The following is a 14,045-nucleotide window of genomic DNA, read 5'->3' on the forward strand; positions in this document are numbered from 1 at the left end:
TCAACTCTCCAACCGTATTTATCATTCTGCTTCAGTATACTAGATTAAGAATTTCTCATAATAGAGAAAGAACCTGCACACTGGTATACATTCGCCCGCGTGGAGGTTCTTTCGAACAGTATGGATTAACTTATGAAACCGAGAGAACCAGCTTGCTTACGTCCTTAACAAGGCTGTTAAACTCCAATTCCTCGAACAGAGACGAGATTTGGGCCTGATTCGGCTGCCAGTAACACTCCTCTGCGGTGCAGATGACAGGCGCTTCGCAATGAATCGTCGCCAGTTCGCGGCATAGGTGCAGCATCTCGACGTCCGCTTCGATTTTAGCTTTAACGCCCTTCGGCAGCAGATGCAGGTTTTCCAGTATACCGTCAATAGAGCCATACTCTACGAGCAGCTTCGTCGCCGTCTTCTCCCCGATGCCTTTAACGCCCGGATAATTGTCCGAGGTGTCCCCGATTAATCCCTTCAGATCGATGAACTGCTTTGGCGTTAATTGCTTCTCTTCCAGCAGCATCCCCGGATCGTAGACCGCATAGTTGGACGGTCCCTTCTTCATGATCACCACTTTAACCCGCTCGTCGACCAACTGCAGCATATCGTGATCGCCGGTCAGCACATAGACGTCCATATGTTGGCCGAATTGCTTGGACAGCGTTCCGATGCAATCGTCCGCCTCGTAGCCGACGATGCCGACATTCGGAATGCCCAGCCCGCTTGCGACCTTTTTCACGAGGTCGAATTGCGGAATCAGATCCGCCGGAGCTTCCGGGCGGTTCCCTTTGTACGCGTCGAACTTCTCGGTCCGGAACGTCTTGCTGCCCATATCCCAGCAGCAGATAATATGCGTCGGGCCGAACGTTCGGCAAGCATCCAGCAAATACCTGACGAAGCCGAATACCGCATTCGTCGGAAGACCCGCTTTTGTCTTGCGGATGTATCCTCCGTAAGCGTTGGCATAGTAGCCTCTGAACAGAAGAGCCATGCCGTCGACGAGCATCACCTTTGGTTCTGACATGTTCATTTCTCCCTTTATTTCCACGGATCGGTTCCTCGAACGAATTCACCGACTCGTTTCGCCGCCTCCGCCAGAATTTCCTCTTCCTCGACCAGCGCCAGCCTGACAAAACCTTCTCCCTCTGCGCCAAACGCGTTGCCCGGTATCGACGCTACGCCTGTAGCGGCCAGTAGCGACTGCGAGAAGCTGCGCGAGGACCAGCCCTCGGGAACACGCGCCCACAGGAACATCGTCGCCTGGGGAGACGTCACGTTCCAGCCTTGCTCGCGAAGAGCGCGAACGAATACGTCCCGACGGCGCTCATATAGGCCGGAAATCGGCTTCGGCGCGTTCATATCCAGCTCCAGCGCCGCGATTCCCGCTTCCTGAGCGCCCAGGAAGACGCCGAAATCGATGTTGTTCTTCAGATCGCGCAAGCTGGACAGCACCTCCCGGTTGCCGACCGCAAAACCGAGTCTCGTGCCGGCCAAGTGATACGACTTGGATAGCGAGTGGAATTCAATGGCGACGTCCAACGCGTCCGGCACTTCCAGCACGCTTGGCGGACGGAAGCCGTCGAAGGCCATCTCGCTGTAGGCGTTATCGTGAACGAGCAGAACGCCATGCTTGCGCGCCGTATGTACCGCCTTCTCGAAGAAGGCCAGATCGGCCGTCGCGGACAAAGGGTTGCTCGGATAATTCAAAATCATGAATTTGACTCGATCCCAGACAGCTTGCGGCACAGCCTCGAAGTCCGGCAAGTAGCCGTTCTCCTCCAGCAACGGCAGCGGAATCGCTTCGACGCCCGCCACAGCCAGCCCCGCGCCGTAAACCGGGTAACCGGGATCGGGCAGCAACGCCGCATCTCCCGGATCGGCAACCGCGAGCGGCAAATGCGCCAGTCCGTCCTGCGTGCCCATCAGGGAGAGAATCTCGCTTCGCGAATCCAGTTCCACGCCGAACCGATATTTGAACCACTTCGCTACCGTTTCCCGAAAGGCCAGTGTGCCTTCCGTTCCGGGATAGCGATAAGTATCGGACCGCAGGCTGGCGGCGGCCAGAACGCCGCGCAGCTCCTCCTCCGGCGGACGATCCGGGCTTCCGATATCGAGCGAAATGACGGATAATCCTTGTTCCCGCGCCTCCCGCTTCCAATCGGCCACCTCGGAGAAAATCGCCGAGCCGAGCCGGTCCAGTTTTTGCGCGCGCACATTAAGCTTCTTCATTGTCCGTACCACTCCGGACCGAATTCCTGTTCGCGGAAGCCGATCGTCGTTTTGACTCCGTCTGAAACGATAGGACGCTTGATGAGCATGCCGTTCGACGATAGCAGCCGAATTTTTTCTTCGTCGGACATTGCCGCCATTTTGTCCTTAAGCCCCATTTCCCGGTAGACTTCGCCGGACGTATTAAACCATTTGCCGATCGGCAGCCCGCTGGAAGCGATCAGCTTGCCCAGTTCTTCGGCTGACGGCGGCGTCTCGCGAATATCGTGCAGCTCCAACTCGTAGCCATGCTGCTTCAAAGCTTTAACGGCCGCCTTGCACGTGCTGCAAGTCGGCAGATGATACATTTTCAACGCTTTTGCCACTTCAACTAACCCCTTCGCTTAATCATTAGCCCATTTGCCGAGCTCTCGTTCCAGCAGTCTCATATCTTCCGGAAGCGCCGCGTCCAGCCTCATCTCTTCTCCCGTAACGGGATGACGAAAACCTAATCTGCAGGCATGCAATGCCTGTCTGCCAATAATGCCGGACACCCTCTGCGCCGCCTCCGACTCGTTCCACCGTTTCTCCGAGTAGTAGCTGTCCCCGATAATCGGACAGCCGATATGCGTCATATGAACGCGAATCTGATGCGTTCGGCCCGTTCCCAGTCTCACATCGATCGCGCAGGCTTGTTCCCCGTACGTTTCGGCGACCCGGTAAAACGTCAAGGACGGAGCTCCGTCCTCGCGAACAACGCGCCGGTGCGGATCTTCCGCCTGCCTTCCAATTGGCGCGTCGATTCTGCCCTCCGCCGCCGGAGGGCGGCCGTAGACGTACGTTCGATACTCCTTAACGACGGTCCCCTCGGACATTTGCGCCGACAACTGCTGCTGAGCGAGCGAATGCTTGGCGACGACGACCAGACCGGACGTATGCTCGTCCAGACGATGAACCGGACGAAACCTGACCCTTTCGCCTTTCTCCTGCCAATAGTGCATAACGCCGTTGGCCAGCGTATTTAGATAGTGTCCCGTCGTCGGATGGACGATCAGTCCGGCAGGCTTGTTCAACACGAGCAGGTGCTCGTCCTCGAACACGATGTCCAGCTCCATCGGCTGCGGCAGAATCGTTTCCGAGCTTTCCGCCTCCATGCGCAGGGAAATAACATCTCCCGCAACTATTTTATGGTTGGGCCATACCTTCTGCCCGTTGACGGACAGTCCTTCCTCCGACGTCTTAAGCCGCACCATCAGCCTGCGCGAAATGCCGATTCGCTTGCGCAGCACATCCCTTAGCGTGCGGCCTTCGTCTCCCGCCTCCGCCACGAACTCGATCGGCGCGTAATATTCCGTCCCCTTGCTTGTTTCGTCCATCCAGCTACGTCCTCCGGCGAAACACCGAAGCGCTCCGTTCGTATTCGACATCCGTCACATTCAACCGGGCATTGGCCGCTCTTGCCGCGGAGAAGAAATAGTCCGACAGGCGGTTTAAGTATTTCCGCACCTCTTCCGGACACTCCTGCTCCCGCGCCAAAGAGACGACCCTCCGCTCCGCCCGCCTGCAGACGGTTCTGCAAACATGAAACAGAGCTGCCGGTTCGCTTCCTCCGGGTAAAATGAATTTCTCAAGCGGCGGATTAGACGCTTCCAGTTCGTCAATCCACCGTTCCAATCGTTCCGTCATCTCCGGGGCGACCTTCATCTTGTCCGGATCGAGGGAAGCGTAGCTCAAATCGGAGCCGCAATCGAACAGCTCGTGCTGAATCATCGTGAGCTGTTCAAGCCGATCGCTCCACTCCCCGTCCGGCAATCTGGCGATGACCGCTGCCGCTTGACCGACGAAGCTGTTCAACTCGTCGATCGTACCGTAAGCTTCCACTCTTGCATCGTCTTTCTCGACGCGCGCGCCGATTACCGACGTTTTCCCCCCATCGCCGGTCCGCGTGTAGATTTTCATTTGGTTTCGTTCCTCTCTTGTATACGATAGCCTTTCATTTCCACGGCCATTCCGGCCGTTACCCGATAGACGGCATGACTTGCCCTCAGCAAAACGCGATTCGCCTCCGCCAGCCGCCCGGCATATTCCAGTTCCAGGGCGGCAGGGGCTAAACCGATCGCCGGCTCTTCCGTCACGACGACAATCCTGCCCTCGAACGCCAGTATCGCCTGGATCGTCTGCTGCCATTTGGCCGCTTCGAACCGGAAGGCTTCGTCTATCGTTCCCTGGGCCTCCGTTCGCGCGAACGAAGCCCTGAGCCATCCCGACAAGCTGTCGACGACAACGACTCTCCGCTCCGCGCGATAAAAGTTCGACTCCATATTGATCGCATCGATCTTCTCGGGCAGAGTTCCGTCCGCCTCCGACATTGTCCTGAAGAAACCTGTTTCACTTCTACCCTCAGGATGTTCAGCCGCTTCCCCGTATGGAAAAGAAGGACAGGACAAGCGAATGCCTTCGCGCCCGACGGCAATCGCAAGCTCGTCCGCGAAAGCGGATTTTCCGCAGCCGATGCCGCCGATCACGAGCCACAGCATCTGCTCCCCCTCCTTGCTATAGAAAAAAAGAGGCCGGTGAGTTCGTCACCGCGCCTGCTCCCTGCCCAATAGAACAATCTTCATATATTCGTTAATCTTCCGATCTAATTGCCGGCTCAGCTCCATGACGGAATCCGCGACGAAGGAGCGCTCCTGCAGGAACGTATCCGTCATTACCTTTCTGAGAAGGTCGATTTCCTCCGCCAAATCCGCCGCTTGGCCCGAGTAACGAGAAATGGGTGCATCGGCTTTTGAAGACGACATTTTCTTCGATTTATGTTTTGCCTCAGCCATGTAACTCCCCCTTCTCATAATCGAGCGATATAGGTTGGGTTCAACTTATACAGACTCGACGGGTCGAAAATCATGGTTATTATAGCAAAACATTAATCGTTTGAATATGCTTTTTGTAATTTATTCATTTTTATTCCAAACTTCTAAGGAATTGATGAATTCTCTCCAGCGCTTCTGTCAGTTGTACGACAGAGGTCGCATAGCAGCAGCGCAGGAAGCCTTCTCCGCCCTTGCCGAACACATGACCGGGAACGGCTGCTACTTTGCCCTCCAGCAGCAGCCTCTCGGCAAACTGCTCGGACGTCAGTCCGGTCGATCGAACGGACGGGAACGCATAGAACGCGCCTTGGGGCTCGTGGCATTCCAGCCCCATATCGCGGAAGCCTTGCACGACTAGACGGCGCCGCTGGTTATACGATTCCATCATGCGATCCTTCTCTTCCAACCCGCCCTTGGTCAAAGCTTCAAGCGCGGCTACCTGCCCCATCGTCGGCGCGCACATGATCGTATATTGGTGAATTTTGAGCATGGCGCTGATTAAATCCGGGTGTCCGCAAGCATAGCCCATCCGCCAGCCGGTCATCGCGAACGCTTTGGAGAAGCCGCTGACGAGTATCGTCCGGTCCTTCATCCCGGGCAAAGACGCAAAGCTCGCATGCTTGCCGTTAAACGTCAGCTCCGCGTAGATTTCGTCGGAGATGACGATCAAATCGTGTTCTTCCACGATTTTGGCGATCGGCAGCATTTCTTCATAGGTCATGATTGCCCCGGTCGGATTGCTGGGATAGCAGAGAACCAGAATCTTCGATTTGGGCGTAATCGCCGCCCGCAAGCTTTCCGGCGTCAGCTTGAACTCGTCTTCGGCGAACGTCTCGATGCCTACCGCCACGCCGCCGCTTAGCGAAGTGATCGGCGAATAGGAGATGTAGCAAGGCTCGGGAACGAGAATTTCGTCGCCCGGCTCGATCAACGCGCGCAACGCCAGATCGATGCCTTCGCTGCCTCCCACAGTAACGATCATTTCTTTGCCCGGATCGTAGGTCAAATTAAATTGATTGTATAAGTATTGTCCGATCGCTTCCCGCAGCTCCAGCATGCCCGCATTCGGCGAGTATTGCGTCTTGCCTTTTTCCAGGGAGTATACGGCTGCGTCTCTGACCCGCCACGGCGTCACGAAATCCGGTTCGCCTACGCCAAGCGTAATAATGTCTTTACCTTTGCTGGCGCTAACCAAGTCGAAGAAGCGACGGATTCCGGAAGGCGGAATCTCGCGGGCGCGGGAAGCCAAGTAACGCTGCATACCCTCGCTTCGCGAAGGATCGGCCAGCGCGACGTTCGGCTTTTCCTCATCTTTAATCATTGGACATTCTTCCTTTACGTTTACGTTAGACCGCAAGTTTATGGCGATACGAGCAGACGATGATCGTCTTCGATCTCTTCGAAAATAATGCCGTCCTGCTTATATTTTTTGAGAATAAAGAACGTTTTGGTGGAAATGACCGATTCGATCGTCGACAATTTGTTGGAGACGAACGAAGCGACTTCTTTCAGGTTTTTACCTTCGATCTCGACCAGCAAATCGAACGCGCCGGACATCAGATAGACCGATTTCACTTCAGGGTACAAATAAACGCGCTCCGCGATGTTCTCGAATCCGCGCCCTCTTTCCGGAGTGCAATTCACCTCGATCAACGCCGTTACCTTCTCATCGTCGACCTTGCTCCAATTGACGACGGTCGCATACTTGACGATGACGTTATCCCGCTCCATTTCCGCGATCGCCGCAGACACTTCCTCTTCGGCAGCCCCCAGCATCGTCGCGATCGTAGCGGCGGACAAGCGGGCGTCCTCCTTGAGCAAATCCAAAATGCTCAATTTCAATTCGTTCATCCTGATCCCTCCTGAATTACTCTTCATGATACATCAAAAACAGGCCGAATGGATAGTCAAATCCAAGGATGCTCTAAAAAATCCCCGTACCGGCGCTAGCGCGCCGATCGGGGACGAGTCTCGTTATTGGTAAGCCGGAGCTTGAGCGCCGTTCTGCGCATTCATCGCCATGTTGGCTTGCGCCGATTGCGTCTGCTGAACGAATTGCGAAGTCTTCTGTTGCGTCTGCTGGTACGACTTCAATTGCTTGTCGATATCCGGCTTAAGCGCCTGTGAAGGAAGGTTGTACATGTTGTTTTGCTGCATCGCGCTAAACAGTTCGCCTTGCAGCTTCAGCGTATCGTCGAGAAGTTGCGTGAACATTTGCCGAACGACCGGACAAGCCGATTCGGTTGCTGCCGTGGCGTATTCGCGAGTAACCCGTTTGAGATCGGCCAAAATCGTATAAGCCATATCCTCGTCGGGAAGCACCGGATTGTTAAACATCGTTAAAACCTCCTTTTAAGCTTGGGGTTGGGCCGGGGCGAGCGGTTGGTGCTGCTGTAGCGAGCTCAGCAGCGTGTTGTAATGCTGCGTATGCACGTCCACCATGTGCGAGCACGCCTGGCGCAGCTGCGGATTTGTAATGGTAGCGGCTCCTATCGCGCACTGTTTGATCAACAAGTCCTCGTTCGACATCGAATCGGCGATGTATTCCAGTTCTTTGGCTGTGATGGCTTGCATGGATTATCATACCTCCCGGGCATTCATTGGCACATCAAGTTGTAGTCTTTGTTGATTCCCCTTCGGGTATACACCCGTAATAAACGGAACAGGTTTTCCCCCAGACATAAATAAAAACGCCTGCGGAAATCCGTAGGCGCAACGTACCGATGCTACTATTCAAAAAATGTCCATACTCAAATAACGTTCGCCCGTATCCGGAGCGATGCACAGCACGCGCTTGCCCGGCCCCAGACGCCGAGCGACTTGCAAGGCCGCCCATACGGACGCCCCGGACGAAGGCCCTACCAGCAGACCTTCCAGGCGTGCTAGACGTCTGGTCGTCTCCAATGCGTCCTCATCCTTAACTTGGATAATCTCATCGTAGATCGAAGTGTTCAAAATTTGCGGCACAAAACCCGGGCTTGTCCCGACCAGCTTATGCGGCCCCGGCTGTCCGCCGGAAAGCACGGGAGAGCCTGCCGGCTCAACGACCGCAATATGTAGACCAGGGAGTTTCTCGCGCAATGCTTCCCCCGTCCCTGTAACCGTGCCCCCAGTGCCGGAGGTTGCGACAAACGCGTCTAGACGGCCGGCCGTTTGTTCGAGAATTTCCAATGCGGTCGTCGTACGATGAATGTTCGGATTGGCCGGGTTCTCGAATTGATTCGGCATGTAGCTGCCGGGGTTTTGCTCGATTAGCTCCCGAGCCTTGGCGATCGCTCCCGGCATGCGCTCGGCTGCCGGCGTGAGCACCACTTCCGCACCGTAGCCGCGAAGCAAAGAAATGCGCTCCGCTGTCATATTATCCGGCATAACGAGAATCAGCCGGTATCCTTTCGCAGCCGCATACATGGCAAGTCCAATGCCCGTATTGCCGCTGGTCGGCTCGACGATCAAGCTTCCCGGCCCGATCAATCCTCTCGTTTCCGCATCTATAAGCAGACCGGATGCAGCGCGATCCTTGACGCTTCCGCTAGGATTCATTTTCTCCAGCTTGACCAGCACTTGAGCGTCCTGCGGTCCCGTCAACCGCTGAAGGGCGACGGCAGGCGTGTTTCCAATCAGGTCGATTACAGATTGAACCATACGGGTCATACTTCATTCTCCTCGTATAGTATTTCTTGAAGGCAGTTACGAGCCAATTTCCAGTCCCCTAGGGGACTAGGGGCCGCCCTCAAAATTTCCAGTGAATCGTTCTTTGAAAATTGAAAAAGGGACTGGACTTTCCGGCATGCCTCCGGACAATGGAACTTAGGGTCCATTCGGGGCAATTCGTATCTCTCCTGTAGCGCGTCTACATCTTAAGTCTGTTTCTCCGGTACGCGTTTGAGCTTCTGACCCGCTGGCCGTTCCCTTCGGCAACCCATGCCCGACTTTAGCAGACCGGGGCAGCTCATGGACCGAAGCGTGTTCTTATAGGCGAGGGTGATTGATCTGCGCGTGCGCCGGAGGCATCCCGGAGTGTCCATTCCCTGAAACCCTTATCGAAAGGAGGAATTCCACTTGAAGTTATTTGTCGGTATTGACGTCAGTTCGCAAGAACTCGAAGCGTGTTTCATGAATCCTGACGGTGACAAGCTTGAGACGCTTAGCGTGAAGAACAATCTCGAAGGCGCTTCTTATCTGAGAGATCGGATCGTCGCTGCGGCGGACAAGCACTCGTCTTCCGAAATTCACATTGGGCTGGAAGCGACTTCGGTTTACAGCTGGCATCCCGCCATGTACATGCACGAGGATCCAGCACTTAAAGAACGCAAGGCCAAAGTCTTCACCATCAATCCCAAGCTCGTCAGCAAGTTCAGAGACGCTTATCCCGATCTGGATAAGACCGATCGCCTCGACGCTTGGGTCATTGCGGATCGCCTTCGCTTCGGCAGGCTGACGACCACCATCGTCATGCAGGAACAGTACGTTGCGCTCCAGCGCCTGACACGCATGCGGTTCCACTTGATTCACAATCTGACCCGCGAGAAGCAGTATTTCTTGCAGAACCTGTTCTACAAGTGCAACGCCTTTACAACCGAAGTCGACAGCTCGGTGTTCGGCCACGCCATCTTGGAGATGCTTTCCGAGAAGTACAGTCTCGATGACATCGCGACAATGGAGGTCGCCGACTTGGCCGACTACTTGCGGGATAAGGGACGCAACCGCTTCCCCGACCCTGAGAACGTCGCGCGCTGCATTCAGAAGGCTGCCAGAGCTTCTTATCGGCTGTCCAAGGTTGTCGAGGATTCCATCGACCTTGTGCTCGGCGCGTCCATTCAAGCGATTCGAAGCATCCAAACTCAGCTCAAGGATTTGGACAAGGCGATCGAGCGGATTCTCGACGGCATCCCTGGCGCCAAGTGCTTGCGTTCGATTCCCGGTATTGATCGGGTTTATGCCGCTGGTATTCTCGCCGAAATCGGCGACATCGAGCGCTTCAGCGATCAAGCCGCTGTCGCCAAGTACGCAGGTCTCACGTGGCGTCGGCACCAGTCTGGCCCCTTTGAAGCGGAAGATACGAAACGCATTAAATCCGGCAACCGATTCCTTCGCTATTACCTGGTTGAAGCTGCCAACTCGGTAAAAAACCGCGATGAAGAATTCGGCGAGTATTACCGGAAGAAATACAAGGAAGTACCCAAGCACCAACACAAACGCGCCCTCGTCTTAACGGCAAGAAAACTCGTGCGTCTGGTCGATGTGCTGCTACGCAACGGCCAACTCTATACGCCTCGAAAGAAGGTGATGACTGCGAAGGATTGACGCCTCCTTTGCCAAAGTCCTTCATGAATTCCCAGTAAATATCTGGTTATTCACTTGATTTTCGGCTGGGTTTGATTTGATGTGCCCATTTTTCATGACTGATCTAACTTATAGCCAAGAAAATTTCCAATTCTCATGATTTAGGGGCTTGACATCATACCGCTGGACTTATCATGGCGACTTAAGCCGCGTATAAAACGTTGACGCGCTTCATCTCCCAGAAAGGAATGAGTCGCAAAGCAGGACGGACATACAAACATCGTCAGCTTGAACGGAGCCTCCAGCAAAGGCGCATCCGAATTTCCCGGCAGGCGCGGAGCAAACTCTGCAGCCCCGACGAGACGCTCTCCGGCTTCAATCATATATTCGCGGCAGACTGGACATTCGGGCATGAGCGCCTGTTCGTCGTAGAGCTCCGTCAGCGCCTCGTCAAAGCGGACAAGCTGCTCGTTAGAATCCAGATCCTCCTCGTCCAGCCAGCCTAGGTCCTCGTCGTCGTCAATGGATACGAGACGCTCATCTTCCGCCTCTTCTTCCTCTGACTCTTCTTCGTCTCCAAGGCTGAATTGAAGCGTGCGATAGCCGTCAAGCTCATTGTCGCACACCGGACAAATTTTCTCCGGCTCTTCTCCCTCTTCTTGGATAATCTCGCTTTGACACCATGGACAAATAGTAACCGACATGACGTATTAAGCCTCCTTCATCATATAGAATACGCCGACCGCGATGAACAAAATCGCCAAGGCAAGCAAAGTTCCCCACAAATATTTCATAGCTTTTGTTCCCTCCGTGCTCAAATGACGGCTGCGCCGATAATATAGGACAAGGAAACGGACAATACGAGCGACAGGAGACCTACCGCACGATTATCCTTGCCGATTTCTTCGTCTACCCGAAAAACCGGGGTGAAAAACTCGAACAGAAAATACGCGACAAGCAGCAGCACGAATCCGACGGCCGACCACAAAATACTTTGATAAATCGTATCGTTAGCTTCAATCGAGAATCGGAAGATATTGCAAATTCCGAATATTTTGCCGCCGGTCGCCATGGCCGCCGCCAAGTTGCCTCTGCCGATTTCCTTCCACCCGTCATACTTCGTCACCCATTCGAAGCAAGAGAGAAAGACGATCAACGCCAATATGCCTACGGAAAAATAAGCCAGCACCGCAAGAAAAGGCTGAGACATGATGGAATCGACAACATCCTGCATTCGCAAGACCTCCCGTTAGTGAAGCTCGGCTACGGATACGCCCGCGCCGCCTTCCCCGAATTGGCCTAACCGATAGCTTTTTACATGCGTATGACGCCGCAGGAAATCCTGTATCCCGCTGCGCAAAGCCCCGGTACCTTTGCCGTGTATAATGTAAACCTGCCCCAGATTGCCAAGGAACGCTTCGTCCAGAAAACGGTCCACTTCCATAAGCGCTTCGTCGAGCGCCATTCCGCGCAAATCCAGCTCGGTGCGGATATTCTCGTCGCGGGAGCGTTTGACTGTCGTCGCTTGCGCCGGCGTCTTTGCCGACGATGCCGATCGCATCGGTTCCAGATCGGATAGAGACACCTTCATCTTCAAAATGCCCAGTTGAACGACGGCTTCTCCGCTTCCGACAAGCTCGACGACGTGACCCTTCTGCCCGTTCAGGCTGTGGACCTTTACTTCGTCTCCCGCTACGATCTTCGACGGCTTTGCCCCGCCTTGACGAGTCGGCCTGGAGACAGGATCGGGAACCGCTTCCTCAAGCCGTTTCTTGGCTTCGATCAGCTTATGCTCCTTAACGGATGCCCCTTCCTCCAGCGCCAACCGACGGAGATCCGCGATAATCTCCTCAGCCTCCCGTTTGGCTTTGGCGACCTGCTGACGCGCTTCCTCGCGAGCCGCTTCCAGCAGCTTTGCTTTCTGCTCTTGAAGCTTGAAGCGTTCCTCCTGTATTTCTTTACGCAACTTCTCCGTTTCAAGTCGCAACATTTCGGCCGTTCGTCTTTCCGTTTCGGCTTGCAAGCGATCCTGCTCCAGAGAAGCGATCATCGAATCGACTTTCAGTTCGTCTTCGCTCACTTCGCCGCGCGCGTGATCGATAATGCTCTTCGGAAGCCCGAGTCTCTCCGCGATGGCGAACGCATTGCTCCTGCCGGGAACGCCGACCAACAGCCGATAAGTCGGACGCAGCGTAGCGACGTCAAACTCCATGCTGGCATTGGTGATCCCTTCCCGGTTGTAGGCATAAGCTTTAAGTTCGCTGTAGTGCGTCGTCGCGATTAGTCGGCATCCCAGTTTCTGCAGATGCTCCAGAATCGCGATAGCAAGAGCGGAGCCTTCCGCGGGATCCGTCCCCGCGCCAAGCTCGTCAAGCAGCACGAGACTACGGCTCGTGACTTGCCCAAGCATGGAAATCAGATTCGTCATATGGCTGGAGAAGGTGCTCAAGCTTTGCTCGATGCTCTGCTCGTCGCCGATATCGGCATAAATGCCGTCGAACACGCAAAGCCGACTGCCGTCCTCCGCGGGCACGAACAAACCGGACATCGCCATCAGGCTGAGCAAGCCGATCGTTTTCAGCGAAACGGTTTTTCCTCCGGTGTTCGGACCCGTAACGATAATCGACGTGTAGCTCTCTCCCAATTCGATATCGATCGGCACGGCGGTTTTGATGTCCAGCAGCGGATGTCTGCCTTTATACAGAACAATTTTGCCTTCATCGTTCATAACGGGAAGGGTCGCGGATAATGCATGGGCCAGAGACGCTTTGGCGAAAACAAAATCGATGATCCCGAGAATTTCCGCATCGCCCGCGAGCAAATCCGCGCGCTCTCCGACCTCGGCGGTCAGCTTGCGCAAAATGCGTTCGACCTCGTTCTGCTCCTTGATCTTAAGCTCGCGCAGCTTGTTGTTCATCTGCACGACGGCCTCCGGCTCGATAAACAGCGTTGCGCCGCTTCCCGACTGATCGTGGACGATGCCTCCGAAGTGTGCCCGATACTCCTGCTTCACCGGAATAACGTAACGGTCGTTGCGCATCGTAATCAATGTTTCCTGAAGCATTTTCTGTACCGAAGACGAACGGATCAAGCTTTCCAGCTTTTCTCTGGCCCGGCCTTCGTTGACGCGGATATCTCTGCGCATGGAGGCCAGCTCCGGGCTGGCCGAATCGAGCACGTCTCCCTGCTCGTCAATGCATCTGCGAATTTCGTCTTCGAGAGCCTTAAAGTCGGTCAGCGGCTCGCACAGATCGGATAGCAACGGAAGTTCCGTCTCTTCACCGGCAGACGCAATAAAGCGGTTTAACCGGCGCGAGCCCATAATAAACTGGGCGACCTCCATCAGCTCCGGCGGCTGCAGCATCCCCTGCAGCTTGGCTCGCTGAAGGGAAGAGCGAATATCCGTAATGCCTCCGAACGGAGGCGCCCCTTTCAAACTTACGGCTCTGGACGCTTCGTCCGTCGCAGCCAGCCGCCGCTTGACGATTTCGAGCTCGCGGCTGGGGGTCAGCTTCTCCGCCTCTTCCCTGCCCAGGCTGGTGGCCGCAAGTCCTGTCAACCTTCGAATGATTTTATCGTACTCCAATGTATGTAAAGCCTTCTCGTTCACGGCAATTGTCATCTCCTTCGCCTATATTATAGCCGAATCCTTCATCCATGCGAAAGCATAGGGATTGAATCTTAGGATAA

General features: G+C 55.0%; 16 protein-coding genes. 1 reads left to right on the forward strand and 15 read right to left on the reverse strand.

Annotation, left to right across the window (positions count from 1 at the left end):
* Positions 1–130: 130 nt before the first annotated feature.
* The 12 genes from J4772_RS08020 to cysK form a co-directional block, all read right to left on the reverse strand.
* Positions 131–1,024 carry a 5'-3' exonuclease gene (locus J4772_RS08020; RefSeq protein WP_209074815.1) on the reverse strand — a complete coding sequence of 298 codons (894 nt, stop codon included), beginning with the start codon at positions 1,022–1,024 and terminating at the stop codon, positions 131–133.
* A gap of 8 nt (positions 1,025–1,032) precedes the next feature.
* A complete protein-coding gene (locus tag J4772_RS08025) occupies positions 1,033–2,223 on the reverse strand; it encodes an aminotransferase class I/II-fold pyridoxal phosphate-dependent enzyme (RefSeq protein WP_209074816.1) in 1,191 nt (396 codons plus the stop codon).
* On the reverse strand, positions 2,220–2,588 hold the full coding sequence (locus tag J4772_RS08030; RefSeq protein WP_246016633.1) for an arsenate reductase family protein: 369 nt from the start codon (positions 2,586–2,588) through the stop codon (positions 2,220–2,222). The genes J4772_RS08025 and J4772_RS08030 overlap by 4 nt, the downstream gene beginning before the upstream one ends.
* A gap of 18 nt (positions 2,589–2,606) precedes the next feature.
* Positions 2,607–3,578, reverse strand: a complete 972-nt coding sequence (locus tag J4772_RS08035) for an RluA family pseudouridine synthase (RefSeq protein ID WP_209074817.1) — start codon at positions 3,576–3,578, stop codon at positions 2,607–2,609.
* A gap of 4 nt (positions 3,579–3,582) precedes the next feature.
* Complete coding sequence (locus tag J4772_RS08040) at positions 3,583–4,161, reverse strand: cob(I)yrinic acid a,c-diamide adenosyltransferase (protein WP_209074818.1); 579 nt, start codon at positions 4,159–4,161, stop codon at positions 3,583–3,585.
* Positions 4,158–4,739 (reverse strand): bifunctional adenosylcobinamide kinase/adenosylcobinamide-phosphate guanylyltransferase, encoded by a 582-nt coding sequence (locus tag J4772_RS08045; protein WP_116062695.1) that lies wholly within the window; start codon positions 4,737–4,739, stop codon positions 4,158–4,160. Before J4772_RS08045 ends, J4772_RS08040 begins: the two co-directional genes overlap by 4 nt.
* Before the next feature lie 45 nt (positions 4,740–4,784).
* A complete protein-coding gene (locus J4772_RS08050; protein WP_246016632.1) occupies positions 4,785–5,033 on the reverse strand; it encodes an aspartyl-phosphate phosphatase Spo0E family protein in 249 nt (82 codons plus the stop codon).
* Positions 5,034–5,163: 130 nt separating this feature from the next.
* Positions 5,164–6,393 carry an aminotransferase class I/II-fold pyridoxal phosphate-dependent enzyme gene (locus J4772_RS08055; protein ID WP_209074819.1) on the reverse strand — a complete coding sequence of 410 codons (1,230 nt, stop codon included), beginning with the start codon at positions 6,391–6,393 and terminating at the stop codon, positions 5,164–5,166.
* Between the two features lie 38 nt (positions 6,394–6,431).
* Positions 6,432–6,923 carry an Lrp/AsnC family transcriptional regulator gene (locus J4772_RS08060; RefSeq protein WP_116062693.1) on the reverse strand — a complete coding sequence of 164 codons (492 nt, stop codon included), beginning with the start codon at positions 6,921–6,923 and terminating at the stop codon, positions 6,432–6,434.
* A gap of 123 nt (positions 6,924–7,046) precedes the next feature.
* Positions 7,047–7,409: a spore coat protein gene (locus J4772_RS08065; RefSeq protein WP_116062692.1), complete on the reverse strand. Its 363-nt coding sequence runs from the start codon at positions 7,407–7,409 to the stop codon at positions 7,047–7,049.
* A 15-nt stretch (positions 7,410–7,424) separates the two neighbouring features.
* Entirely contained in the window at positions 7,425–7,646 is a 222-nt protein-coding gene (locus tag J4772_RS08070; protein ID WP_209074820.1) for a hypothetical protein, read from the reverse strand.
* A 159-nt stretch (positions 7,647–7,805) separates the two neighbouring features.
* Positions 7,806–8,723, reverse strand: coding sequence for a cysteine synthase A (gene cysK, locus J4772_RS08075; protein WP_209074821.1), 918 nt, complete (start codon positions 8,721–8,723; stop codon positions 7,806–7,808).
* A 408-nt stretch (positions 8,724–9,131) separates the two neighbouring features.
* Here cysK and J4772_RS08080 point away from each other — a divergent pair, with 408 nt between their 5' ends.
* A complete protein-coding gene (locus J4772_RS08080; protein WP_209074822.1) occupies positions 9,132–10,376 on the forward strand; it encodes an IS110 family RNA-guided transposase in 1,245 nt (414 codons plus the stop codon).
* A 140-nt stretch (positions 10,377–10,516) separates the two neighbouring features.
* Here the strand turns inward: J4772_RS08080 and J4772_RS08085 are convergent, their stop codons facing one another.
* The 3 genes from J4772_RS08085 to J4772_RS08095 form a co-directional block, all read right to left on the reverse strand.
* Positions 10,517–11,059 (reverse strand): hypothetical protein, encoded by a 543-nt coding sequence (locus J4772_RS08085; protein ID WP_209074823.1) that lies wholly within the window; start codon positions 11,057–11,059, stop codon positions 10,517–10,519.
* A 110-nt stretch (positions 11,060–11,169) separates the two neighbouring features.
* The gene (locus J4772_RS08090; protein WP_094045542.1) at positions 11,170–11,589 is read right to left on the reverse strand and encodes a DUF350 domain-containing protein; all 420 of its coding nucleotides are present in this window, start codon (positions 11,587–11,589) and stop codon (positions 11,170–11,172) included.
* A 15-nt stretch (positions 11,590–11,604) separates the two neighbouring features.
* Positions 11,605–13,965 (reverse strand): endonuclease MutS2, encoded by a 2,361-nt coding sequence (locus J4772_RS08095; RefSeq protein WP_209074824.1) that lies wholly within the window; start codon positions 13,963–13,965, stop codon positions 11,605–11,607.
* Positions 13,966–14,045 lie beyond the last annotated feature (80 nt).

Source organism: Cohnella sp. LGH, assembly GCF_017671885.1.
Taxonomy (GTDB): domain Bacteria; phylum Bacillota; class Bacilli; order Paenibacillales; family Paenibacillaceae; genus Cohnella; species Cohnella phaseoli.

What these genes read in the sequence shown, in the direction of transcription:
- J4772_RS08035 (WP_209074817.1), bottom strand. Translation starts at nt 3,578, where the DNA reads ATGGACGAAACAAGCAAGGGGACGGAATATTACGCGCCGATCGAGTTC.
- J4772_RS08040 (WP_209074818.1), bottom strand. Translation starts at nt 4,161, where the DNA reads ATGAAAATCTACACGCGGACCGGCGATGGGGGGAAAACGTCGGTAATC.
- J4772_RS08050 (WP_246016632.1), bottom strand. Translation starts at nt 5,033, where the DNA reads ATGGCTGAGGCAAAACATAAATCGAAGAAAATGTCGTCTTCAAAAGCC.
- J4772_RS08045 (WP_116062695.1), bottom strand. Translation starts at nt 4,739, where the DNA reads ATGCTGTGGCTCGTGATCGGCGGCATCGGCTGCGGAAAATCCGCTTTC.
- J4772_RS08060 (WP_116062693.1), bottom strand. Translation starts at nt 6,923, where the DNA reads ATGAACGAATTGAAATTGAGCATTTTGGATTTGCTCAAGGAGGACGCC.
- J4772_RS08090 (WP_094045542.1), bottom strand. Translation starts at nt 11,589, where the DNA reads ATGCAGGATGTTGTCGATTCCATCATGTCTCAGCCTTTTCTTGCGGTG.
- J4772_RS08055 (WP_209074819.1), bottom strand. Translation starts at nt 6,393, where the DNA reads ATGATTAAAGATGAGGAAAAGCCGAACGTCGCGCTGGCCGATCCTTCG.
- J4772_RS08085 (WP_209074823.1), bottom strand. Translation starts at nt 11,059, where the DNA reads ATGTCGGTTACTATTTGTCCATGGTGTCAAAGCGAGATTATCCAAGAA.
- J4772_RS08020 (WP_209074815.1), bottom strand. Translation starts at nt 1,024, where the DNA reads ATGAACATGTCAGAACCAAAGGTGATGCTCGTCGACGGCATGGCTCTT.
- cysK (WP_209074821.1), bottom strand. Translation starts at nt 8,723, where the DNA reads ATGACCCGTATGGTTCAATCTGTAATCGACCTGATTGGAAACACGCCT.
- J4772_RS08070 (WP_209074820.1), bottom strand. Translation starts at nt 7,646, where the DNA reads ATGCAAGCCATCACAGCCAAAGAACTGGAATACATCGCCGATTCGATG.
- J4772_RS08065 (WP_116062692.1), bottom strand. Translation starts at nt 7,409, where the DNA reads ATGTTTAACAATCCGGTGCTTCCCGACGAGGATATGGCTTATACGATT.
- J4772_RS08025 (WP_209074816.1), bottom strand. Translation starts at nt 2,223, where the DNA reads ATGAAGAAGCTTAATGTGCGCGCGCAAAAACTGGACCGGCTCGGCTCG.